Here is a 22194-nt window from a genome sequence, read left to right as displayed (position 1 = left end):
GAATGAATCGTTTTCGATTTTGGATATTAGTTAGCATTGTTGCTATTAGTGGCTTTAGTCAAGGAATGCTCCTCCCACTTATTTCTGTTATTTTTGAACAGGATGGTGTATCAGCAACCTTAAACGGACTAAATGCTACCGCTCTTTATATTGGAATACTGATTGTTTCTCCATTTATGGAACCGCCGCTTAGAAAATTTGGTTATAAACCAATCATTATGGCTGGAGGATTACTTGTCATCGCCTCACTAGCTCTCTTTCCTTTATGGAAGTCATTTTGGTTTTGGTTTATCTTAAGACTCTGTATTGGGATAGGAGACAACGCACTTCACTTTGGTACTCAAACATGGATTACATCGGCATCTCCTAAAGAAAAAAGAGGCCGAAACATTAGTATTTATGGCCTTTTCTTTGGAAGTGGCTTTGCTGTCGGCCCACTAATGACTCCATTAATTTTCATTAATGAGGCTTTGCCATTTATCATTCCTGCATGTCTTTGCTTGGTAGCATGGTTATTTTTATTTGCTTTACACAATGATTTCCCTGAAAGGGCAATAGAACTTACCTCTTTTAAAGATACAACAAGCCGCTTTAAGAAAACATTAACGTATTCATGGGTTGCTTTGTTACCCGCATTAGGTTATGGCTTTTTGGAAGCATCGTTAAATGGAAGTTTTCCTGTCTACGGTTTACGTGTTGGACTTGATGTGACACATGTTTCTATTCTATTAGTATCGTTTGCAATAGGAGGAATTGTCTTTCAACTACCTCTTGGGGTATTAAGCGATAAATATGGAAGAAAAAAAATACTAACTTTCATTCTAGCATCCGGTAGTTTTATTTTTTTCATTGCTAGCTTCGTTGAGCAATCCATATTCGGCCTTACAATATGTCTATTTATAGCAGGTATGTTAGTTGGCTCTACCTTTTCTCTCGGTATCAGCTATATGACTGACTTAACACCAAAATCTCTATTGCCAACTGGGAATATTCTGTGCGGGGTTGCCTTCAGCTTTGGAAGTCTCTTGGGCCCTTATGTTGGGGGTATATTTATTCAATCTTTCAGTGGCATTAGCTTCTTTTTCATCATTAGCGCCATGTTATTTATAGTCTTTTTGTTCGTTTTATTACACAAGCAGAAAGTGATAAATTAACGTAAACGGTCAAAGGGGCTATCCCAAAAGTCTTTTATCTTTTGAGATAACCCCTCCTATGTAGTTTATCTTTTTAGACTTTTTAAGTCGTCTGCAGCTTCTCTCGTTGCCTTTACAATTTCTTCGGAGCTTTCTTTTAAATGCGAGGCGGTTTCTCCAATTATTTTAACATCTCTTGAAATGTCTCTTACTACAGACGATACCTCATTAGCAGTTGCTCTAACTTGGTCTACGATCTGTTCACGGTTGTCTCTAACAAATTGAACGGCGTTCCCCGTTTCTTCCTTAAGCTTTCGTAGTTCAACCAACATTTTTGTTCGCCATTCTTTTTTGGCTAAAACAATCGAAATCAAAATCACACCAAAGATCCAAATCAATTTTAAAGAATTGGTTTTTTTCTGCTCCATTTTGCTCCTCCTCATATCTGTCTTATCGTTATTTTACCAAGAAAGATAGGGAAAAGGAAAGATTAGGAATACTTTTTTGTGAATGGCTAATCATTCATTTTTAAAGAAAATTAAATCCCCTTCTTCTTTCACACTAACTTGTTCTAGTTCTAGTAGTAAATCAAGATGCCCAAATGTTTCTGAGAATGTTAAATCTGGTTGCTTTAGATGCTTTTCCTTGAATAATTCAAAGCTAATCTCACTAGCCATCACTTTTTTCGTCGAAATAATCTCTTTTATTATATGAGCCCTTCTCATATGCCCCGCAAGTCTTTGATCGACTAAAGACTTCACATCTTTTATCACTTCTCCATGTCCTGGTAAAAGAAGATTTAAATCTAGTCCCCTTACTAACTTTAATGTGTCTCGATATTGCAGTAACGTTTTTGGTCTTTCTTCCCCGTTCATAGGCGCTTCTAGTAAAGCATTTGACGAAATAGAAGCTAATAGCACATCTGCCCCTATCGCTAGACGATCCTGTTCACGTACAATCATGATATGATTTTGAGCATGACCTGGCACTTCCTTTACTTTCCACCCTGGTAATCCTGGTACCGCATCCCCGTGTTTAACAATAACGTCCAGTTCTGCGGGTTCAATGAAGTTCATATATGATTGACTAGACTTTTCAATTTTTGTGAGTAATTCATTTGGCAGACCATTCTTTACATAGAGATCTTTAAGATATTTTCTACACTTTCTAAAAAAAACTTGATCCTTCTTTAACCAAGGCTGCAAGAAATTATGGCCAATTAGCGTTGAATGTTTAAATAAACTCGCCAATCCAATATGATCTGGGTGATGATGAGTTAAAATAACCTGATCTATATCATCTATTTTATAACCTAGAATATGAAGCTGTTGCATTAACCCCCTTTTTCCTTCTTTTGTAAGAGGCCCTGTATCTACTAGAGTTAGAGACTTTCCACAAATTAAATATACATGTACAGGGCCGACTTGAAACGGGGTTGGAAGCGTTATTTGATGAATCGTTTCTGCACAAACAGTCAATGTATTAACCTCCTTGCTTTTACCATATAATTCCAGTTAGTCACTTCAAAAAAAAAGAGTACGCCTATATTCTATAACAATATAATAGACATTCTCTTATTAATTACTAATTATATGCTTGTGTTAAGAAATCATCTGTTTCTAACTTTTCAAAGCCTTCGTGGCTAGATTTTTTAAGTTCATTTAATTCGTTTGCTAAGCGATCCAACTTCTTCTGCATTTCTTCAATCATTTTTTTCTCTGAAACTGTCATATGACTTCCCTCTCCCTTTTTTGTAGTTAAGTGATTGAGCAGTCGCTCACTTTTCATCTATTAATCAACTGCAACTCTTTTTTAATGTTAAAAATATTCTAACAATATTATTTGCAGTTGTAAATAGCTTTTTTAAATCTTTCAAACTTTTTAATAAACACTAAGTTATACACAGAGTTATCAACAAAACTGTGAATAACTTTATGTACTTTGTGCACAACTTCTTTTTTTCTGTGTATAAACATTTTAGCGAATTTCTGTTTACTTTCTATTTTATTCGACAAACTCTAACAATATTCTTTTAGTCGAAAAATTGTAACAATTCTATCTTTATTTTTGTATATACTTGTTGATATACTTGTAGTAGCAACAAAATAAATTATAGGTGGGGTTATCATGCGAAGACAATCCACATCATTTGAAGAACTTGTATTAGAAAATAAGAAACAATTATTAAATGACCCCGAGGCTTTGGCAGAAATTGAAGATCGGATTGATGAAAGGTCTTCGAATAATCAGGAAAAAGATACAAAATAAAAAGAGCGAGATTACCATATAGGTATCTCGCTCTTCTTTTATGTAATTATATATTGATGTATTGGAAAATTTAACGAATAGAACCAATATAATAACGCACAGTAATAGCATGGAAAAGAAGTATACATATAAAAACGTGTGAAAGGAAGTAAATGATGGATAATGTTATGCTTGCGCGAATGATATTTGGTACTTCTATTGCCTTTCATATTATTTTCGCGACATTAGGTGTAGGAATTACATTAATGATTTTAGTTGCCGAAATTATGAGGATTATCCGGAAAGATGAAGATTATGGAACACTCGCAAAACGCTGGACTAAAGGTGTAGCGATTTTGTTAGGTGTCGCCATACCATCTGGTACAATTGTAGCGGTCATGTTAAGCCTTCTTTGGCCGGGCTTTATGGAAATTGTGGGACAAGTCATTGCACTTCCTTTTCAAGTTGAGATTTTTGCCTTTTTCTTAGAAGCTCTCTTTCTTTCTATATATATATACGCAGCAGATCGCCTTTCACCAACTATGAGAATTGTGAGTGTGTTTTTTGTTGCCCTCGGAGCGACTGCATCGGCTGTCTTAATTACAAATGCACATGCATGGATGAATACTCCTAGAGGGTTCGATTTAGTAAATGGCCAAGTCACTAACGTTAACCCACTCGCAGCTGTAAACAACCCTAGCTTTTATGTTACTTCTTTACATGTCGTCGGAAGTGCATATATGACTGGTGCATTTGTACTTGCTTCTGTTGCAGCCTACAAACTATTTCGTGGTGGCCTCACAGAACGTGAAGTAACTTATCATCGTAAAGGATTAACACTTTCCCTTGCCATTGGTCTTATTATGTCTGTTTATACGATGAACAACGGACACGATACAGCGATTATGCTTCATGAACACATACCTGTAAAACTTGCTGCAGCAGAAGGCTTATTTGAAACGCAAGCAAACGCCCCACTGGCGATCATGGGAACACCCGATCCAGAAGCCGGTCGAGTAATTGGTGGGATTGAAATTCCTGGCATGCTTAGCTGGCTTGCTACAGGATCTACTGATGGAGTCGTAAGAGGATTGTATGACTATCCACAGGATGAGTGGCCTCCTTTATTTGTCCATACATTGTTTAACGTAATGGTTGGAATTGGATCTGCTCTCTTTGGCTTAGCTGTGATCTTTTGGGTGTTGTGGTTTTTTAGAAGAAAAACGAAAAAGCCATACCCTAAATGGCTGCTTGCTGGCTTGGTTGCATCTGGCCCGCTTGCGATGATTGGTATAGAAACAGGGTGGATTTTTAGTTGTACAGGGAGACAACCTTGGACAATTTATGGCATACAAAGAACTTCGGAGGCAGCTACGAATTCTGGTAACTTAGGAATGTTATTCTTTCTTTTTGTTTCTCTTTACCTTGTGCTCCTTGTTTTAACTGGACTAGTTATGCACTACTTCTTTAACCGAAACCCTGTTTCAAAAGAATTACAAACAATGTCTTAATTAAAGAGGGGATTTATTATGCAGGATGTTTATATTGCGATCATCATTTTATGGGCATTCCTTTTCATTTATGCCATTGCTGGTTCAATCGATTTTGGAGCTGGCTTTTGGGCAATGTTTTATAGGAAAAGAACAGACACAAAAGCCGCTTCCATTGCTAATCGATATCTATCACCCTCTTGGGAAGTGACAAATGTATTCCTTGTATTACTAGTTGTCGCCTTAGTAAGCTTTTTCCCTGGTGCTGCTGCTACATTAGGAACATTAATGATTGTCCCTTTTTGTTTGGTACTATTTCTACTCACGATCCGCAGTGCCTTTATGGTTTACTCTTATTCGGTTCAGAAATATACAAATATGCTTGTGATTATATCTGGGGTTACTGGATTACTCATACCAGCCTTACTCATTAGTATTTTGCCAGCTGCAATAGGAGGATTTATCGAGGTGGTAGGCGACAGACAGTACGTGCTTATCGATCAGTTATTTACAAGTCCTACATTCTACACTCACCTTGGATTTGGGCTAAGTACAGAGCTGTTTTTATCAGCTTTGCTATTAAGTGACTATGCAAAAGAAGCAGGTTCAGAAGAAACGTATCACGTCTATAGACGTAATGCGATTATTCTTGGACCGATCACTCTTTCTTTTGCTGTCGGTGCCATTTTAACACTCATCCCTGAAGCTTTTTGGATGTTTGAAAATATGGCGAATGAATGGCTATTGTTTACATTATCTCTATTGGCATTTTCTATTGGATATAGCGCTCTTTGGTGGCCTACAAAAAAGTTTAAGATAGGTAGACCAAGGTTAGCTGTGCTTCTGATTGCCCTACAGTTTGGTCTGGCAAGCTTTGCTTATGGCTCAGCTCATATGCCCTATTTCTTATATCCTGACGTTACCATTTATGATGCCTTCACAAATGAAGTTATGTTTCGCTTACTCTTAATTGGCTATGGTGTTGGAATGGCCATATTAGTTCCTGTATTCATTTGGTTCTGGCGTCTATTTATGAAGGATAAGAGATATTTAAAGCAGGATACAACACATTAAAAGAGGCTGTGTCAAAGGTCCGTTCTTTGACCTTTGACACAGCCTCGAAGCAATGAGCTAAGCCGTCGCAATCTTTTGAAGCCTGTTATGAGAGGGCTTCATAGGTGCAAACTTGCTTTGCGCCGGCAGCCTACTTTAGGATGCTCATCTTTTTCATAACAGGCGCGCGACGAGCTTGCTATTGCAATCCCTTCATAGGTCCATTTTTTGACACAGCCATTTTATTACTTATCCCTCGTTAACTCCATAAATTCATCCACATCGACTAAAATTAAATCAATAGCCTCTTGCCAAAACTCTTTACTCGTTAGGTCGACACCTAAATGCTTCTTCGCTAAATCTTCAACGGTCATACTAGCCGTATCCTGAAGCAAGGCAATATAGTCATCTTCGAAAGATCTCCCCGCTTCACGAGCTTTTTTATAAATGCCCAAGCTAAATAAAAAGCCAAACGTGTAAGGGAAATTATAAAATGGCACCCCAGTAATATGGAAGTGAAGCTTTGATGCCCAGAACGTTGGAGAATACGTAGCTAATTGATTCCCATACGCCTCTTTCTGCGCCTCTTCCATTAATGAATTCAACTCTACAACCGATAATAACTTTTCCTTACGCGCTTCGTAGAATCTTGTTTCAAATAAAAATCTAGCATGAATATTCATAAAGAAAGCAAGCGAACGTGAGACCTTATTTTCGAGTAATGATAACTTCACATCTTCCGCCTGTGCCTCTTTCACTAACGCATCAGCAATAATCGTTTCGGCAAATGTTGATGCTGTTTCTGCAACATTCATCGCATATCGTTGCGCAAGAGGATCCATGTCCTTTAAGCAATGACTGTGGTAAGCATGACCTAACTCATGTGCAAGCGTTGCTACATTTGCAATTGTTCCATCGTACGTCATGAAAATACGTGATTGTTTTGATAGTGGAAATGATGTACAAAAACCACCTGGACGTTTTCCCGCACGATCCTCTGCTTCGATCCAGCCATCGCGAAGGGCACCTTCTGTAAATGAAGCAAGCTTTGGACTAAATGGTTTGAAGTGTCTAATAATTAAATCACATGCTTCTTCATATGAAATCGTCGTATCTCCTTCTACTGAAAGAGGGGCATGAACATCATGCAGAGCTAATTTGTTAACTCCTAGCAACTGTGCCTTTCGTTCCATAAATCTATAAAATTTCGGTTTGTTTTCGGTAATTGATGACCACATCGCATCAAGCGTTTCTTCTTTCATACGGTTTATAGCAAGTGGCTCTTTCAACACGTTGTCCCAGCCGCGTGCTTCGTATAAATTTAAACGGAAACCAGCTAAATGGTTTAACGTTGATGCAAATAAATCAGCTTCTTTTTGCCATGCTTTCTCTGAAGCTTCTGCAGCGCATTCACGTATTGAGCGATCGGAACTATTAAGACGATTTTGTAGTTGTCCTGCTGAAAGCAACTTCTCTTGTCCATCCTCTTCAAAAGGAATTTGCATTCTTCCAACCGCAGCATTATACACATTCCCCCAAGCATGGTATCCGTCAATGGCAAGCTGTGCAGCAAGCTTTTCTTCATTCGGGGATAACTTTTCTTTCACTTGCATGCGGCGTTCTTCAAGATTAAACGTAACCCCTGATAGTGAAGGTCGTGAAATGAAATCATTCCATTGTTCTACAGAAAGTCCTCCTAAAAAGTCTTCAATCATTCCCCAAATGTTTTGTAACTTCGTTGCTTGTTCGGTCATTTTTCCTAGCCAAAGTGTCGCTTCCTTATCTTTGACATCTTGAGCTGTTAAACAGCTAACAAATGCACTTGCTTGCCTTGTTCTTTGCATTTGCAACTGAATACTATGTATAGCATTTTCAAGTTGATCTAGTGTTACCTCATCACCTATTGATTCAGCTAAATCCGCTAGCAAATAATCCGTTTCTCTTACAAACTGTATAAACTCTTCAGACTTGCTCCCACCTTTAAAAATTGAATCCAAATCCCATACCTCTGGATATCTCATCTATCCATCCCCTTTCGATATTTCGAATTCCGTAATAATATCTTATCAGAAAATTAATAAAATTGCATGTTTTATTGTTTCACTATAATGTTTTTTCAACCAGTTGTTTTGAACTATAATAGAAGTAAGATCAATTGATGAAGGTGTTGAAGATATGAAATTAGACACGACTGATAAACGAATTTTAGAACTTTTAACAATAAATGGACGTATGTCTTATGTAGACATCGCTAAAGAACTTGGACTATCTCGGGTAGCCATCCGCGAACGAATAAATCAATTAATCGAGGATGAAGTGATAGAAAAGTTTAGTGTTGTAATTAATTCTGATAAAGTCGGAAAGAAAGTCTCTGCCTTTTTTGAAGTCGACTGTGAACCTACATCGCTTGTTTCTGTCGCAGAAACTTTAGCAGAAAATCCAAAAGTAGCTAGCTGTTACCAGATGACAGGCCCAAGCACATTACATATGCACGTTCTCGTAGAAGATTTTGATCAACTCGAGCACTTTATCAATGAAGAACTCTATGCACTTAAGGGCATTTCGAGAGTGGAGAGTCATATTTTGTTAAGACGATTTAAAAGTCGGAGTGGCATGAAACTATAGTTTTTATTACGTCAAGGTGGGCACTTGGACCACCTTGAATTTTCAAAATAAGAAGCTCGCTCACCAAACTGCTATATGTCCGTCAGTTCTTGATTCTGTACCACCAATTAACACCCCGCTTTTTGGGTCTCGCCAAATAATTTGCCCTCTCCCAAACGGACCTCCTTCTAATTCCACTTTAATGTCATGCCCTCTTCTTGAAAGCTCTTCAGCTATATGCGGAGCTAAATGGCGCTCAATGTGAATCTTTTTTCCTTCAGACCACATCCAACGCGGGGCATCTAGTGCTGCTTGTGGATTTAAACCAAAGTCAATCGTATTTACTACTACTTGAAGGTGACCCTGAGGCTGCATAAAGCCGCCCATAACACCAAACGGACCGACGGCTTGACCTTCTTTCGTTAAAAATCCTGGAATAATTGTATGGTATGTCTTTTTCCCAGGCTTAAGTGCATTATCATGTTTTGGATCAAGCGAGAAGTTGTGCCCTCGATTTTGCATAGCAATTCCCGTTCCAGGAATTACAATTCCAGATCCAAACCCCATATAGTTACTTTGAATAAACGAAACCATATTACCTTCTCCATCAGCAGCTGCTAAGTAAACTGTACCACCCATTGGAGGCTTACCTGGCTCAGGCGTAATCGCTTCTTCACCAATTAACTTACGACGTTCTTTAGCATATTCATCTGATAGCAACTGCTTACAATCTACACTCATAGAAGCAGGATCTGTTATATATTTCATTCCATCAACAAAGGCTAATTTCATCGCTTCAATTTGTTTATGATATGTATCGGTAGAATCCATATGAGTAAAATCATATCCTTTGATAATATTTAATGCTTCAAGTGCAATCAGACCTTGTCCATTAGGAGGAATTTCCCATACATCATACCCACGATAATTCACATTGATCGGTGTAACCCATTCAGGCCTATATGCTTTTAAGTCCTCTTTTCGTAAATAACCACCGTGCTTTTGAAAGAACTTGTCAATCTTATCTGCCAATTCCCCTTCATAAAATGCTTTAGCATTTGTTTCTGCAATTAGGCGTAATGTATACGCATGTCCCGGTGAGGACCACATCTCTCCTACCTTTGGTACTTTTCCTCCAGGAGAAAATGTCTCAAACCAAGGAGCAAATTCATCGCCTTTAAAAAGACGAGAATACGCGTTATACGCACGTTCCCAATACTTAGCTAATGTTGGTGTAAGTGGAAAGCCCTCTTCAGCATATATAATCGCTGGTTCTAGCACTTCTTTGAGAGGTAACTTCCCGAACTTTTCTGAAAGTTTAGCCCAAGCTCCTGGTGTACCAGGTACAGTTACAGGGATCATTCCGAACTTCGGCAACTCAGATTCGTAGCCCGCTTCCTTCACTGCTTCAATGGTTAAATTTTCAGGTGCTTGCCCACTCCCATTTAATCCATGAAGCTTCCCATCTACCCAAACTAAAGCAAAGCAGTCTGAACCGATTCCATTTGAGGTCGGTTCAACTACGGTTAAACACGCTGCTGTAGCAATAGCTGCATCAATTGCATTTCCGCCTTTTTTCAAAATATCCAAACCGGCTTCTGCAGCTAGTGGTTGAGATGTAGCAACCATCCCTTTTCTTCCATATACGACATTTCGTTTTGACGGGTGTGGATATGTATGTGCATCCAAATTCATATGTTTTTCCTCCTCTATTTAATTATTTCGTTTAACTAAACAATATATATAAAGTATAAATGATACGTGCAACCTTCGTCTATGAGCATCTTTAGATCTCTTGTTTATACTATTTCCTTTTTTGTTAGAAGTAAGTGAAACGACAATTCAAAACAATACGTATTATTAATAAGATAACTTAAGGAGGGAATCTAATGGAGAAAAGAGGTTGTATTAAGTGTGGTCATACAGAAGCGAAAACGAAAGAAATTGCTACAACAGGAACAGGACTTTCGAAAATGTTTGATATTCAACATAATAAGTTTCGGGTAGTGTATTGTACAAATTGTGGGTACTCAGAATTTTATAACAGTCAGACATCAACAGCATCCAATGTGATTGACTTTTTCTTTGGAGGGTAAAAAAGGAGCTTATTAACGGCAATGGCTCCATACAAGGCAAGCCTGAAGCCACTGAAAAAGGTAAAAATCGACCTTTTTCAGTGGCTCTTATTGAAGTGGCAATGGCTCCGCACGTTGCACGCTTGGTATGAGAAAACCACTCATACCAAGCTTTTTTTAAAAGATTGCATCGGCCCCTTACAATGCTTCGAGGGCTATTTTTTATTTTAAATGCTCTATATATGGTGTTAAGTCAATGTTCAAGAAGGTGATGAAAAAGGAAAAACCACCCTTTTTCAGCGCCTTCCTTATTTCGCTTCTTGACCTAAGACGCGGTTGACGCGCTTACGTAACATATCCATTCCACTTCCTCCAGCTTGGAAATGTCTAAGCTTGCCTTCAGCATCAAATACATAATATGCAGGTACGTATTTGTTTTCAAAAGCATTGGTTAGCTTATGTTCACTGTCAACAAATGTTGGTTGAATGATATCATGTCCTTGCGCCATAGCTTCTATTACAGACATATCCAAATCCTTTTCAGAACGAGGCATATGTACTGCGATTACATTAAGCTCATCCTCATATTCATCACGAAATTCGTTAATTTCTGGCATAGCTTCTTTACACAAACCACAACTTACAGACCAGAAATGAATCAGTGTTGCTTTCCCGCTCTCAAGCAATTCGTCTTTTGTCACCTCACCATTTAACCATGCTGTAGCACCTGTTAATTCTGGCATTTCTTCACGTAGTTTCATAAATTCCACTCCAATTCATCTGTATTTTATAATCCAAATCTATTAATTATCACTTAATTTTTGTGCGAACATGTTGCGATGACTTCACTCGCCGTGCGCCTTTTAGAAGAAACCCACTTCTTTAAGGCTTAAAACATTACGGCGGCTCCGCTCAATGCTCTAAGTTTTACATAATGGGGCAATCACTCTCCCCTAATTAGTGCGAACATGTTGCGATGGCTTCACTCGCCGTGCGCCTTTTAGAAGAAACCCACTTCTAAAGGGCTTAAAACATTACGGCGGCTCCGCTCATCGCTTAGATCGTATACATAAAGGTAAAAACACACCTTTATGTATACGATCTATAGAGTTTTTTGTCCTGGCTTCCAGTTAGCCGGGCAAAGACCACCCGTTTGCAACGCTTGTAGAACTCTTAATGTCTCATCTACATCGCGACCAATGTTGTTATGGTTAACAACGGAGTACATCAATTCACCTTCTGGACTAATGATAAATAAACCGCGAAGAGCTACTCCTTCTTCTTCAACTAATACACCATACTCACGAGATACAACATGATTTGTATCAGCGGCTAATGGATAAGCTAACTCTCCAAGACCATTCTCATCTCTTGCCGTATTAATCCACGCCTTATGTGTATGAATTGTGTCTGTTGAGACTCCAATAACTTCTGCATCTAAATCCTCAAACTCATCAAAACGATCACTTAAGGAAGTAATTTCAGTCGGACATACAAATGTGAAATCCATTGGGTAAAAGAAAAGTACTGTCCATTTATCATTTTTCATATTTTCTTCTAAACTTACTTTTGAAAATTCTTTATTAGGCATTACTGCATCCATTTCAAACCGAGGTGCTTGTTTAGCCACCATTCTTTTGTCTGTCATCTACAACAACTCCTTTTTATAATAATTATTAACTAATTATGTTTATCATTTTATCCAACCTTTCTTACTATGTCAATAATAAACGATAATTATTTTAAAGAAAGAATAATCATTAACAATGTGAATACAAAGAAAACCCCATAGAACAAGCAGTTCTATAAGGTTTAATTATGTTGATTTCTATTATATTCATCTCTCAATTTAACTTTCCTTATTGAAAATAAATTTAAACAAACGTTTATTTAACGTAATAATCTCCTTAGTAACTTCATTGTTCTTTTATCTTGTTTATACCTGATTGGCAAGTCAAATCGGGTCGATTGCTTCAAGACGCTTTTCTTATTTGTAAAAGCAGAGAAGCTTTCATAACCGTGGTATGCCCCCATTCCACTTTCTCCTTTTCCTCCAAAAGGTAAGTGCGGGGTAGCAAGGTGCATAATCGTATCATTTACACATCCGCCACCATATGAGAGCTGATGAATGAACTTATGCTGCACTCCTTGCTCTTCTGTAAAAATGTAGAGAGCTAATGGTTCGGGCTTATCACGAACGATCGCCATGGCTTCACTATCGTCTTCATATGAAAAAATAGGTAAGATCGGTCCAAAAATCTCCTCCTGCATGACAGGGGTATTCCATTTTACATTGGTTAGCAGCGTTGGTGAAATAGTTAAACGTTCCTCTTCACTGAATCCACCTGCAACTATATCTCCGTCATCCAAAAAGGTAAGCAATCGTTTAAAGTGACGTTCACTTACGATCCTTGGATATGTCCCCTCTTCGTACTTAGTTATATAAACATTCTCAATTTCATTTGTTAAATGAGAGAGAAACTCTTCTTGAATTTCTTTGTGTACAAGCGCATAGTCTGGAGCGACACATGTTTGACCCGCGTTAATAAATTTCCCCCAAGCAATTCGTTTTGCCGCTAATTTCAATTTGGCACTCTTATCAATAATAACTGGACTTTTCCCGCCTAGTTCTAGGGTTACAGGTATTAGGTTTCTTGAAGCTGCTTCCATTACCTTTTTCCCTACACCAACACTCCCTGTAAAAAATATGTAGTCAAATCGCTTTGAAAGTAATGATTGACTGACACTAGCATCGCCTTCTACAACCACAATATATTTCTCCGAAAAATGAGCTTTAACTAATTGTGAAATTAGTCTTGATGTATAAGGTGTTAACTCAGAAGGCTTGATAACCGAACAATTTCCTCCTGCAATAGCACCAATCAAAGGTGCAAACGCTAACTGCAATGGGTAATTCCAAGGTGCGATAATGAGCGCTACTCCATGAGGCTCATGATAAACATATCCCTTAGAACCAACGTGCGAAATAGCAGTCTTTACCCTTTTCGGCTTTGCCCACTTACGAAGGTGTCTCTGCACATAAGCAATTTCTTGATAAAGTGGTCCAAGCTCTGTTAAGAAAGCCTCTTCTTTTGTTTTATTTAAGTCCTTGTTCAAGGCATGAAGAAAATCCTCTTCGTACCGTTGGATCGCTTGCTTTAATATGTTTAATTGTTTCAGACGAAATGATAAATCCCTTGTCTCACCTTTATAAAAATACTCTCGTTGGTTTAACAATAATTGATCGTCCACAGACAAATTCTCCTAAATTAATCTAATATAAAGCTCACTAAAAGTGGGATTAAAAACAGCTCCATTAAACCCCACTTATTTGCGTCCATAATCAGCTTTTATTTCTCCCCATGTTTCCGTATGCCATTTTTTAATTTTGTTAGGATAACTATTGGTTTGCAGCCATCTTTCAGCACGGTCCATTAATGACCAAATATAGTCCGTCTTTTCATTCCGCTCTAATGTTGACTTAGCCTTCTTTTGCTTTACCCATTTAATGGCTGTCATTGAATCGGAATAAATAGTTTTCGAACTTCCTTGTTCTTTTAGGTAAGCTAGTCCGTGGACAATTGCTAAAAATTCTCCCATATTATTCGTGCCAATATGGATTTCATCATGAGCAAATAAGATTTCCCCCGTTTTCGTATCAACACCTTTGTATTCTACAATACCAGGATTGCCTCGACAGCCTACATCAACAGAAATGCTGTCCCATTCAACTTCCTCATTAATCCCCTTATCTACTTTAGCATTTGAACTGCTTTGGCTTCTTGGCCTCAATTCCCCGGATAGAGCAGCTTCTGCTTCTCCTTTAGTTGGAAACGATTTAAACCTTGCCCCTGTAAATCCTTTTACTTGGGCTTCACATTCAGCCCACGTTGTAAAGATTCCTGTTTTTCTTCCTTTCCAAACGACATAAAACTTCTTTTTTGCCAATGTGACACCTACTCTTTGAATAGAATTTTGATCTAAAGAAATAGTAACAGTGAAACCAATTTTAGACAATGACAAGGAGGCTGTGCAAATGGATAAGCGAAACAGACAAAAGGGAAAGGCGTTAACAAATAATCAGACCCCTAAAGAAAACTTATTGAATGAAGATGTTGCAAGTGAAATGATTGATAATGGGACAAACCGTGCAAACAACAAAAAGAAATAAAATTCTTTTTTTATGAATAATTTCATTAAAATTATCCAATAATGGTGCTAAAAAAGAGGTGTGACCTAGCGTGAATGTGACGATTAACCGCAAACGTTCAGTTAACGAGCCTGGGGACCTTATCAGTACAAAAAAAAATAAGCTATACGCCATTATTGAAGACCGTGGTGAAAAATACCCATTCCATCTCCTATGCCTTGAAACGTTTATGATTATAGAAAGCTATGACTCGCTTCCGACTAATCAAGAGATCGAAGAGGATATTGGAGATAAACTTGACGGGATTTATCAGCACACGGACTCACACATTACATTAAATTAAGAAGGGTTATCCCAAAATGGTCACTTCAGACCGAGGATAACCCTTCTTTTTTAGCATTACTTCAAATTAGCATTAGCTAATGTAACAAACTCATATCCTTGTTCACGCAGGTCCATAACAGCCAATTGGACTCCCTTTGCAGTCCCACTTTCAGGTTGGTTCATATGAAGAAGCACAATCGATCCATTTGTAGCCTTCATCATCGCCTCGTGGACCTCACGAGCAGAGAATGTCGCTCCAGCATCACCTAAAATATCAAAATTAACAACTTGCAACCCTAAATCATTTACAATTTCAACGGCTACTTCGTCATAAAATGCAGTACCCGAACGAAACAAAGTTGGAGCTTGTCCTGTTAAAAGACGGATCGTTTCTTGGTTTCCTAATACTTCTTCTCTTACTTCCTTTGGGCTCTCAGTCCCCTTAATTCCCCAGGCTGAATTACCAGTTACTGAAAGAGGCACATGTGACGTTCCATGATTCTCAATTTGAAATAACGGATCATGAGCTAGCTCTAAAAACAATTCCTCATGCTCTACTATCCAACGCTCATTAATAAATAAAGTAGCAGGGATTTTTTCTTCCCTTAAAAAATCAATCAATGATGCATCATACCCATTCCCATAAGGGCCTCCACATGCATCAAACGTCAAAGCAATTACTTTCTCATCTGTATCTATACGAGTTTTCACACCTTCAACATTTTCTCCCCAGTGCAGCGGTTCACGCTCTTCGTATAGGCTCAAGTCTATCTCTGGCATACTCTCCTCTATCGCTAACTCCTTTTCAACTTCTTTTTCCTCTATAATGCTTTTTTCTTTTTCTATTTTTTCACTCGATTCTTCTTTTGGACTCTGAATACCACACGCCTTTAAGCCTATAACAGCTAAAAGCAGTAAAACTTGAAACCACTTCATCACATACTTCCTTTCAAAAAAAAATCCCCTAAGTATTAGCTCTTAGGGGGAAGATTATTATTCATTTTTCGTTGACTCTTTTTCCGGCTTCTCAGATTCTTCATACCAATCATCGAGAACTTTTGCATCTAGTACTCTGCCTTCAATAAAAGAAGATTGTTTATCTAAGAAAAGACTCTTCCATTCCACGTTCATATCTTCGGCAATTTTAACTACCGTTAGTAATTCCTGCCAAGCAACATAACGTTTGTACCAAAAAAACTGCGGTTGCTCCGTCATGTATGGATACAGATCATCAAATTCGGTATGCTTACAATCGACAGTACGTTCAAACTGTGTTTTAGCCTGTATAACTCGTTCTTCAAAATACGCATGAATTTCTTTCTCTTCCACCTGATATCCCTCCCGGTCTACTTTCTATCTAAATGACAGTCATAACATAAAACAACAGCAACAGGTATATTAATTCTAACCTATGCACTTTCCCAAAAATAAAGAATAGAATTTCATAATTATATTTTAATCATACCACGAGTGACGTTTTTACTAAACGAAAAATAGTTAGAAAATTATTGAAACAACAAAAAATATTTTTAATCCCAGTCTACATTTGTTGTTTGTAGTTCTTCTTGAAGCAGTAACGGTAAGTAGTTAACGTCAGCCGCATCATCAGGATAAGAAAATCCTATCTCCTTATCTTCTACCACTTCAAGAATTTCTTGAATAACCTCATCCATTCCTTCAACATAAAATCGATGCAAAAATTCATAACTTATTGGTTCTTTCGGTAAAAGTTCGTTTGCACAAACATCTGCATCTACATAATTGACATATGTTCGACAAGGAATAGGGCGCACTTCATACGCCATACATTTATTCGTTTCCCGATTCAAGAATATACAAGGCAGATGGAACTCTTTATATTTCCTCTTGAAATTTTGATCCTTTTCAAAATCAAGTTTCTTCATATCAGACAGAGTAGCTTCGTGTTGGTGCAAATATTCTTCTACTTGATTTTTTATCACCTGTTTCCTGTCTTTTGGCAACTGATTTATATAAAATAGCATTAACTTCACTTCTAAACGAGTAACTATAATCGGAAAATAACAACAATGAGCACATCCAACCCGACATAAAGAACTCAATTCCATTTCTTTCTCAACTTGCTCTATTTCCGTATTAACTTGAGATAATAATTTTTCAAACGATTCATTTAATACTGTTTGAACATGTTTCCCTTCGCTGTTATCCAATATTTCATCTACAACATTCAAGAAAGGTTCGTCATAATCGTAATTTCTTTGGTTAATCTGCCCAACTATATTCTTCATATCTTCATATGTTAATTGACGCTTCACGGTTAAACAGCTCCTTACGTTAATCACATTTAATACTAGTCCATACTTAGAGAAAAATCGATCGTTTTATGTGAAAAACCTAAAAAAGAAAAATTCATAATGTTAGGGATCATTTCCATTGACGTTCTTTTTTTTTCTCGGTATGATTGATGTGGAAAAGAGTACACAGTTCGACAAAATTCTTGTTTTGATGAAAGGAGGAAAATTAATGTTAACCGTCAAGAAAGTCCTAAATAACAATGTTTTAGTTGCAGAACACCCTAACTATGCAGAAGTTATTCTTATTGGAAAAGGGCTCGGCTTCGGAAAAAAGACAGGTGACCATGTTGCTGATGCACAAGCAGAAAAATTCTTTGTTTTAAAAGAAGAAAAAGAACAAGAGCAATATAAGCAACTGCTTGATTATGTTGATGAAAACTTCATTGGACTAATGAATGATATTATTGAAATTGTCGAAGAAAGGTTTTCTGTTAACTTACATGAACACATTCACATTGCATTAACGGACCACCTTTTTTACGCAATCAAAAGGGTTAAACAAGGCTTAGATGTAAAGAACCCTTTTCTCCCGGAAACCGAACTAGCTTACCCAAAAGAATTCTCCGTAGCCACTGAACTGGTGGATTATTTGAGCAATCAATTAGACCTTGATATCCCTCCTGGAGAAATAGGATTCGTTGCCTTGCATATTCATAGTGCACTAACAAGACGTTCTCTAAAAGAAGTAAATCGTCACACTCAATTAATAAGTGAATTAGTCTCCGTAACTGAAGAAGCGTTAAAATTAAAAATCGATCGCAAAGATGTAAATTACTTAAGACTTGTCAGGCATCTTCACCATGCGATTGAGCGGATAAATAAAGGACAATATTTTGATAATCAAGATTCATTAAAAAATGTGTTGCAAGCTGAATATCCTCTGTGCTACAATTTGTCATGGAAATTGATGAAAATAATGCAACAGACTTTGAAGAAAACGATTCCAGAAGCAGAAGCTGTTTATTTAACATTACACCTTCAAAGACTTTCTAAGCAATAATAATTAATAAATGCTATCATATTTCTTTTTACGTGTTACTGGTTATGCAGGCATGAGTGGAAGGGAAGCGATTACACGAGTATCTAAACGATACGCGTGTAATCCCTTTGCCACTCATGTCTTTTTTGTTGCATAAATTTCAAAATACTATTTCAAACTAACTAAACAAGGAGGAATCATTATGTTTAAAAATTCATTTGGCGTTTTACAACGTGTCGGTAAAGCTCTCATGTTACCAGTTGCTTTATTACCAGCAGCAGGTATTTTGCTTGCTTTTGGTAATGCTCTGCAAAATCCAGATTTAATAGCACGAATTCCTGCTCTTGAAACGGGCTGGGTAGTCATGCTTGCTAGTGTAATGGAAAATGCAGGTGACATTGTTTTTGCTAACCTCGCTCTTTTGTTTGCAGTTGGGGTTGCCATCGGGCTCTCGAATGGAGATGGTGTAGCCGGTCTAGCTGCTTTAATCGGTTACTTAATCATTAACGTTACGATGAGTGTAATTGGAGGTTATGGTGAGTGGTCACCAGAAATGATTGCTGATGATCCTGGTATTTCTAATGTTTTAGGGATTCCAACGCTACAAACTGGGGTGTTTGGTGGGATCATAGCTGGTTTGCTTGCCGCCTATACGTATAAAAAATATTTCAATATTGAACTACCATCTTATTTAGGTTTCTTTGCTGGAAAACGTTTTGTACCTATCGCAACAGCGTTCTTTGGTTTGTTGGTCGGTATTGCTCTATACTTTGTATGGCCGACTATTCAAGTGGGATTAAATAATTTATCTTACCTAATGGTAGAAACGAATCAAACGGTATCAGCCTTTATTTTCGGGGTTATCGAACGTGCGTTAATTCCATTTGGTTTGCACCACATCTTTTACTCTCCATTCTGGTTTGAGTTTGGACAGTACACGAACGCAGCTGGAGATATTGTACGAGGTGACCAACGTATTTTCTTCGCACAACTTCGTGATGGTGCGGAATTAACAGCTGGTACATTTATGACTGGTAAGTTCCCATTTATGATGTTTGGGCTACCTGCTGCTGCATTAGCTATTTATCATTGTGCTCGCCCAGAACAAAAGAAACTTGTTGCAGGTATTATGGGCTCTGCTGCTTTAACTTCATTTTTAACTGGTATCACAGAGCCAATTGAATTCAGTTTCTTATTTGTTGCTCCAGTTTTATTCGCGATACATGCCGTATTTGCCGGTTTTTCTTTCATGATTATGCAAATGCTCGATGTTAAAATCGGTATGACTTTCTCAGGTGGGGTTATTGACTTCTTACTCTTTGGAGTTCTTCCGAATCGAACTGATTGGTGGCTTGTTATTCCAGTCGGTCTAGTATTCGCTGTGATTTACTACTTCGGCTTCCGCTTTGCGATTAAGAAGTTTAATTTAATGACTCCGGGTCGTGAAGAAATGGATGAAGATGATTCACCTTCAACTGGAAGAAATACGTCTGAACTACCATATAATGTGCTAAAAGCTTTAGGTGGGAAAGAAAACTTAACAAATTTAGATGCTTGTATTACTCGCCTTCGCGTTAGCGTAAACGATGTTGACAAAGTCGAAAAAGACACGTTGAAGAAGCTAGGTGCTTCGGGTGTTATGACGATGGGGAACAACATTCAAGCAATCTTTGGTCCACGCTCTGACCAAATTAAATCACAAATGCAAGATATTATTAGCGGTCGCACACCTGCTCCAGTTGAAGAAACAGCACCAGCAACTGAAGCTGTAGCTGGTGACGTATCATTTGTATCACCATTAGCAGGTAAAGTACTACCAATTACAGAAGTTCCGGACCAAGTTTTCTCTGGTAAAATGATGGGTGACGGGTTTGCAATTGAACCAACAGAAGGTGTTGTTAAATCACCAGTAAATGGGAAAATCGTCAACCTCTTCCCTACAAAGCATGCTATCGGTATTTTGTCTGATGAAGGAAAAGAGATTTTAATCCATGTTGGTCTTGATACAGTGAATCTTAAAGGTGAGGGTTTCGAAGCGCTAATTAAGCAAGATGATACTATCGAGCAAGGACAAGAACTCCTTCGCTTTGATCTTGATTTCATTAAAGAAAATGCAACATCTACAATTACACCTATTGTCTTCACAAACTTAGCTGAAGGTGAATATGTGGAAATCAATAAAAAAGAACAAGTATCCTTGAACGAAAAAGATGTTGTTTCCATTAAGCAAAAGTAAATTGGAATGTCATACAAGTTCGATGCATAGGATGAAATAAACAACAAAAACGAGGAAGCCACAAGCTTGCTCGTTTTTGTTTTGACTTTTTTGAAAGGATGGATGTATATGTATATCGGAAGTAAAGGTTGGTATGTGAAGAAATTAAAAGAAAAGGGAATACGCTATATAGAAGGTAGGAAATTGAACGATACAAGGCACATGTATTAGCAACCCTTTTACATGAATCACAGTCTAAGTAACAGTTACATTACGTGTCTGACAAACAAAATGATATCCTCTTTTATCTATATAAAAATCATCTAGGTCAGACACCCCCTCTTTCTTTAGGTCTAGGAATAAAGACTCATTAAACAAATAAGTGGAAATCGTTTCCTGATTTTTGCGTTAAATCCCTCACTACTTCCGTAAACTCTCACATTATTACATAGAAGATGAGCGATTCGACACTATTCTCGATTCCTCATACCTGATAAAATCAAGACTTACTAGAAAAGATCTGATAAAAGTTGGTGAAATGATGTTTTCAAATATTGAAATAGGAATTGACTTAGGTACTGCTAACATCCTTGTATACAGCAAAGATAAAGGCATTATCTTAAATGAACCATCAGTCGTTGCCCTTAACCTTGATACAAATGAAGTTCTAGCTGTTGGAACAGAAGCAAAAAATATGGTAGGTAAAACACCTGCAAATATTGTCGCCATTAGACCGTTGAAGGATGGTGTTATTGCCGATTTTGATATGACAGCAAGCATGCTAAAAGCAATCATGAAGAAAACGAGCAAAGAGCTAGGAGGACTTACTCTTCGTAAACCGAATGTAGTCGTTTGTGCGCCATCTGGATCGACTTCGGTTGAACGTCGTGCCATCCTAGATGCAGTTCGAAGCTTTGGAGCAAAAAATGTCCATCTTATTGAGGAGCCACTAGCTGCCGCAATCGGTTCTGGCCTTCCAGTTGATGAGCCTATTGCAAACGTTGCTGTTGATATTGGAGGAGGAACGACAGAAGTAGCTATTATTTCATTTGGTGGTGTTGTTACATGTCACTCAGCACGAATTGGCGGAGATAAATTTGATGAAGCGATTATCCAGCATGTACGTAAGAAATATAATATCTTAATTGGTGAGCGAACAGCTGAGCAAATTAAGATGGAAATTGGCTATGCTCCTATTGCTCATGAAGAAATGACAATGGAAGTACGCGGACGCGATCTCGTACACGGTTTACCTAAAACAGTCACTTTAAACTCTACGGAAATTCAGCAAGCCCTTAATGAGTTGCTCCTACAATTGCTTGAATCGGTAAAAGCAACTCTCGAGGATTGTCCTCCTGAATTGAGTGGAGATATAGTTGATCAAGGGGTTATGCTCACAGGTGGCGGTGCCCTATTAAATGGTTTACAAGAATGGCTCGCTACTGAGATTTCTGTTCCCGTTCATGTAGCCCCGAATCCACTTGAATCGGTAGCAATTGGGACAGGCCGTTCGCTAAAATTTATTGATAAACTACAAAAGATTTCAGTGTAACCAAAGAGGGCACTGAAGCATCAGCAATGTAGATTTTTC

Annotated in this window: 24 protein-coding genes; 12 read left to right on the top strand and 12 right to left on the bottom strand. The window is 37.8% G+C overall.

From position 1 onward, the window contains the following. The first annotated feature begins 2 nt into the window (after positions 1 to 2). Positions 3 to 1154, top strand: a complete 1152-nt coding sequence (locus tag SAY88_RS08335) for an MFS transporter (RefSeq protein WP_332630903.1) — start codon at positions 3 to 5, stop codon at positions 1152 to 1154. Positions 1155 to 1219: 65 nt separating this feature from the next. On the opposite strand, the gene SAY88_RS08330 is transcribed toward SAY88_RS08335, so the two are convergent. The 3 genes from SAY88_RS08330 to SAY88_RS08320 form a co-directional block, all read right to left on the bottom strand. After that, on the bottom strand, positions 1220 to 1561 hold the full coding sequence (locus tag SAY88_RS08330) for a hypothetical protein (RefSeq protein ID WP_332630901.1): 342 nt from the start codon (positions 1559 to 1561) through the stop codon (positions 1220 to 1222). 90 nt (positions 1562 to 1651) lie between these two features. Continuing rightward, the gene (locus SAY88_RS08325) at positions 1652 to 2611 is read right to left on the bottom strand and encodes an MBL fold metallo-hydrolase (protein ID WP_332630899.1); all 960 of its coding nucleotides are present in this window, start codon (positions 2609 to 2611) and stop codon (positions 1652 to 1654) included. Between the two features lie 106 nt (positions 2612 to 2717). After that, positions 2718 to 2864, bottom strand: a complete 147-nt coding sequence (locus tag SAY88_RS08320) for a hypothetical protein (RefSeq protein ID WP_332630897.1) — start codon at positions 2862 to 2864, stop codon at positions 2718 to 2720. A 396-nt stretch (positions 2865 to 3260) separates the two neighbouring features. Between SAY88_RS08320 and SAY88_RS08315 the strand changes: the two genes are divergently transcribed. From SAY88_RS08315 to SAY88_RS08305, 3 genes are all read left to right on the top strand, one after another. Then, positions 3261 to 3401, top strand: a complete 141-nt coding sequence (locus SAY88_RS08315; protein WP_250098214.1) for an FbpB family small basic protein — start codon at positions 3261 to 3263, stop codon at positions 3399 to 3401. 155 nt (positions 3402 to 3556) lie between these two features. Then, entirely contained in the window at positions 3557 to 4891 is a 1335-nt protein-coding gene (locus SAY88_RS08310) for a cytochrome ubiquinol oxidase subunit I (protein WP_332631002.1), read from the top strand. An 18-nt stretch (positions 4892 to 4909) separates the two neighbouring features. Next, a complete protein-coding gene (locus SAY88_RS08305) occupies positions 4910 to 5944 on the top strand; it encodes a cytochrome d ubiquinol oxidase subunit II (RefSeq protein ID WP_332630894.1) in 1035 nt (344 codons plus the stop codon). A gap of 224 nt (positions 5945 to 6168) precedes the next feature. Here SAY88_RS08305 and SAY88_RS08300 read toward each other — a convergent pair whose 3' ends face one another. Then, the gene (locus SAY88_RS08300) at positions 6169 to 7944 is read right to left on the bottom strand and encodes a M3 family oligoendopeptidase (protein ID WP_332630891.1); all 1776 of its coding nucleotides are present in this window, start codon (positions 7942 to 7944) and stop codon (positions 6169 to 6171) included. Between the two features lie 154 nt (positions 7945 to 8098). On the opposite strand from SAY88_RS08300, the gene SAY88_RS08295 reads away from it, so the two are divergent. Further along, positions 8099 to 8548, top strand: coding sequence for an Lrp/AsnC family transcriptional regulator (locus tag SAY88_RS08295; RefSeq protein WP_332630889.1), 450 nt, complete (start codon positions 8099 to 8101; stop codon positions 8546 to 8548). Between the two features lie 60 nt (positions 8549 to 8608). Here the strand turns inward: SAY88_RS08295 and ggt are convergent, their stop codons facing one another. After that, complete coding sequence (gene ggt, locus SAY88_RS08290) at positions 8609 to 10222, bottom strand: gamma-glutamyltransferase (protein WP_332630886.1); 1614 nt, start codon at positions 10220 to 10222, stop codon at positions 8609 to 8611. 194 nt (positions 10223 to 10416) lie between these two features. Between ggt and SAY88_RS08285 the strand changes: the two genes are divergently transcribed. Beyond that, entirely contained in the window at positions 10417 to 10623 is a 207-nt protein-coding gene (locus tag SAY88_RS08285) for a zinc ribbon domain-containing protein (RefSeq protein ID WP_332630883.1), read from the top strand. Positions 10624 to 10910: 287 nt separating this feature from the next. Here SAY88_RS08285 and SAY88_RS08280 read toward each other — a convergent pair whose 3' ends face one another. The 4 genes from SAY88_RS08280 to rnhA all read right to left on the bottom strand — a co-directional run bounded on the left by SAY88_RS08280 (position 10911) and on the right by rnhA (position 14550). Next, complete coding sequence (locus SAY88_RS08280) at positions 10911 to 11363, bottom strand: TlpA family protein disulfide reductase (RefSeq protein ID WP_332630882.1); 453 nt, start codon at positions 11361 to 11363, stop codon at positions 10911 to 10913. 341 nt (positions 11364 to 11704) lie between these two features. Then, the gene (locus SAY88_RS08275) at positions 11705 to 12250 is read right to left on the bottom strand and encodes a peroxiredoxin (RefSeq protein ID WP_332630879.1); all 546 of its coding nucleotides are present in this window, start codon (positions 12248 to 12250) and stop codon (positions 11705 to 11707) included. A 242-nt stretch (positions 12251 to 12492) separates the two neighbouring features. Next, positions 12493 to 13854 (bottom strand): aldehyde dehydrogenase, encoded by a 1362-nt coding sequence (locus SAY88_RS08270; protein WP_332630877.1) that lies wholly within the window; start codon positions 13852 to 13854, stop codon positions 12493 to 12495. Positions 13855 to 13929: 75 nt separating this feature from the next. Continuing rightward, entirely contained in the window at positions 13930 to 14550 is a 621-nt protein-coding gene (gene rnhA, locus SAY88_RS08265; protein WP_332630875.1) for a ribonuclease H, read from the bottom strand. An 88-nt stretch (positions 14551 to 14638) separates the two neighbouring features. On the opposite strand from rnhA, the gene SAY88_RS08260 reads away from it, so the two are divergent. Both SAY88_RS08260 and SAY88_RS08255 read left to right on the top strand, forming a co-directional pair. Then, entirely contained in the window at positions 14639 to 14773 is a 135-nt protein-coding gene (locus SAY88_RS08260; RefSeq protein WP_275980291.1) for a hypothetical protein, read from the top strand. A 70-nt stretch (positions 14774 to 14843) separates the two neighbouring features. Continuing rightward, a complete protein-coding gene (locus SAY88_RS08255) occupies positions 14844 to 15095 on the top strand; it encodes a hypothetical protein (protein ID WP_332630871.1) in 252 nt (83 codons plus the stop codon). Between the two features lie 56 nt (positions 15096 to 15151). On the opposite strand, the gene SAY88_RS08250 is transcribed toward SAY88_RS08255, so the two are convergent. From SAY88_RS08250 to SAY88_RS08240, 3 genes are all read right to left on the bottom strand, one after another. Then, a complete protein-coding gene (locus SAY88_RS08250; protein WP_332630870.1) occupies positions 15152 to 16012 on the bottom strand; it encodes a polysaccharide deacetylase family protein in 861 nt (286 codons plus the stop codon). 57 nt (positions 16013 to 16069) lie between these two features. Next, positions 16070 to 16405, bottom strand: a complete 336-nt coding sequence (locus SAY88_RS08245; RefSeq protein ID WP_332630869.1) for a hypothetical protein — start codon at positions 16403 to 16405, stop codon at positions 16070 to 16072. A 200-nt stretch (positions 16406 to 16605) separates the two neighbouring features. After that, entirely contained in the window at positions 16606 to 17370 is a 765-nt protein-coding gene (locus SAY88_RS08240; protein WP_332630868.1) for a YkgJ family cysteine cluster protein, read from the bottom strand. Positions 17371 to 17578: 208 nt separating this feature from the next. On the opposite strand from SAY88_RS08240, the gene glcT reads away from it, so the two are divergent. The 4 genes from glcT to mreBH all read left to right on the top strand — a co-directional run bounded on the left by glcT (position 17579) and on the right by mreBH (position 22155). Continuing rightward, a complete protein-coding gene (gene glcT / locus SAY88_RS08235) occupies positions 17579 to 18409 on the top strand; it encodes a glucose PTS transporter transcription antiterminator GlcT (protein WP_332630867.1) in 831 nt (276 codons plus the stop codon). 181 nt (positions 18410 to 18590) lie between these two features. Next, positions 18591 to 20624, top strand: coding sequence for a glucose-specific PTS transporter subunit IIBC (ptsG, locus tag SAY88_RS08230; RefSeq protein ID WP_332630866.1), 2034 nt, complete (start codon positions 18591 to 18593; stop codon positions 20622 to 20624). A 102-nt stretch (positions 20625 to 20726) separates the two neighbouring features. Further along, positions 20727 to 20834 carry a DUF2639 domain-containing protein gene (locus SAY88_RS08225; RefSeq protein ID WP_332631000.1) on the top strand — a complete coding sequence of 36 codons (108 nt, stop codon included), beginning with the start codon at positions 20727 to 20729 and terminating at the stop codon, positions 20832 to 20834. Between the two features lie 310 nt (positions 20835 to 21144). Further along, the gene (gene mreBH / locus SAY88_RS08220) at positions 21145 to 22155 is read left to right on the top strand and encodes a rod-share determining protein MreBH (RefSeq protein ID WP_332630999.1); all 1011 of its coding nucleotides are present in this window, start codon (positions 21145 to 21147) and stop codon (positions 22153 to 22155) included. The last annotated feature ends 39 nt before the right edge of the window (positions 22156 to 22194 follow it).

This window comes from Halalkalibacter flavus (genome assembly GCF_036663575.1).
GTDB classification, from domain to species: Bacteria; Bacillota; Bacilli; order Bacillales; family Bacillaceae_D; genus Halalkalibacter; species Halalkalibacter flavus.
This window is presented reverse-complemented; position numbering and strand designations above follow the sequence as displayed.